This window comes from Exiguobacterium sp. s21, assembly GCF_018617975.1.
Taxonomy (GTDB): Bacteria; Bacillota; Bacilli; order Exiguobacteriales; family Exiguobacteriaceae; genus Exiguobacterium; species Exiguobacterium mexicanum_A.
In genome coordinates, this window is record NZ_JACSLF010000028.1 from 1 (window position 1) to 1,236 (window position 1,236).

At 47.8% G+C, this 1,236-nt stretch carries 10 tRNA genes and 1 rRNA gene; all 11 read left to right on the forward strand.

Annotated features, from left to right (window positions below):
• Positions 1–98, forward strand: a 5S ribosomal RNA gene (gene rrf / locus KNP06_RS15060); the annotation flags it as partial.
• A gap of 83 nt (positions 99–181) precedes the next feature.
• Positions 182–257: transfer RNA gene (locus KNP06_RS15065), tRNA-Asp, on the forward strand.
• A gap of 25 nt (positions 258–282) precedes the next feature.
• Positions 283–358, forward strand: a tRNA-Phe gene (locus KNP06_RS15070).
• Between the two features lie 8 nt (positions 359–366).
• Positions 367–442, forward strand: a tRNA-Thr gene (locus KNP06_RS15075).
• 11 nt (positions 443–453) lie between these two features.
• Positions 454–529 (forward strand) — tRNA-His (locus KNP06_RS15080).
• Between the two features lie 15 nt (positions 530–544).
• Positions 545–620: transfer RNA gene (locus KNP06_RS15085), tRNA-Lys, on the forward strand.
• Between the two features lie 33 nt (positions 621–653).
• A tRNA-Leu gene (locus tag KNP06_RS15090) sits at positions 654–734 on the forward strand.
• A gap of 21 nt (positions 735–755) precedes the next feature.
• A tRNA-Gly gene (locus KNP06_RS15095) sits at positions 756–830 on the forward strand.
• 7 nt (positions 831–837) lie between these two features.
• Positions 838–922 (forward strand) — tRNA-Leu (locus KNP06_RS15100).
• A gap of 5 nt (positions 923–927) precedes the next feature.
• A tRNA-Arg gene (locus KNP06_RS15105) sits at positions 928–1,004 on the forward strand.
• A gap of 7 nt (positions 1,005–1,011) precedes the next feature.
• Positions 1,012–1,088, forward strand: a tRNA-Pro gene (locus tag KNP06_RS15110).
• The last annotated feature ends 148 nt before the right edge of the window (positions 1,089–1,236 follow it).

Genomic DNA, 1,236 nt, shown 5'->3' on the forward strand with positions numbered 1-1,236 from the left:
GCGGCCACACCCGTTCCCATGCCGAACACGGAAGTTAAGCGCTTCAGCGCCGAAAGTAGTTGGGGGTCTCCCCCTGTGAGGATAGGACGCTGCCAGGCTGATTGTTTTTTTGAAAAAATTATTGACTTTACTCTCGATGACATTTAAAATAGGTAAAGTCGATACAATAATTATTTAAAACGGTCCCGTGGTGTAGTGGTTAACATGTCTGCCTGTCACGCAGAAGATCGCGGGTTCGAATCCCGTCGGGACCGCCATTTTTTTATTTAAACTTAATAAGTTGGCTTTGTAGCTCAGTTGGTAGAGCAAAGGACTGAAAATCCTTGTGTCGGCGGTTCGATTCCGTCCAAAGCCACCATTTACAGCGCCGGTGTAGCTCAGTTGGTAGAGCATCTGACTTGTAATCAGAGGGTCGAGGGTTCGAATCCTTTCGCCGGCACCATTTTTCTCATGGCGGTTGTGGCGAAGTGGTTAACGCACCGGATTGTGATTCCGGCATTCGAGGGTTCAATTCCCTTCAGCCGCCCCATTTTAAAAAATTAATGAGCCATTAGCTCAGTTGGTAGAGCATCTGACTTTTAATCAGAGGGTCGCAGGTTCGAGCCCTGCATGGCTCACCATTTCTCATTAATTTCTATACTTAAATATTATATGCGGGTGTGGCGGAATTGGTAGACGCGCTAGACTTAGGATCTAGTGTCTTTGACGTGGGGGTTCGAGTCCCTTCACCCGCATCTCTAATCTAACTTTATATTGCGGAAGTAGTTCAGTGGTAGAATACGACCTTGCCAAGGTCGGGGTCGCGGGTTCGAATCCCGTCTTCCGCTCCAATTATATGCGGTCGTGGCGGAATCGGTAGACGCGCTAGGTTGAGGGCCTAGTGGTGGTTAACACCGTGGAGGTTCAAGTCCTCTCGACCGCATTAATGCACCCTTAGCTCAGCTGGATAGAGCGTTAGACTACGAATCTAAAGGCCGGGAGTTCGAATCTCTCAGGGTGCACCATTTATAACGGGAAGTAGCTCAGCTTGGTAGAGCACTTGGTTTGGGACCAAGGGGTCGCAGGTTCGAATCCTGTCTTCCCGACCATTTCTTAATTCAATTTGGTCTTTGAAAACTGAACGATGAGGCAAAAATGTTTTACAATGTTTGAATGAAGCGCAAGCTTCGTCATTTTTAAAGAGCTATATCAAATTCTTTGGAGAGTTTGATCCTGGCTCAGGACGAACGCTGGCGG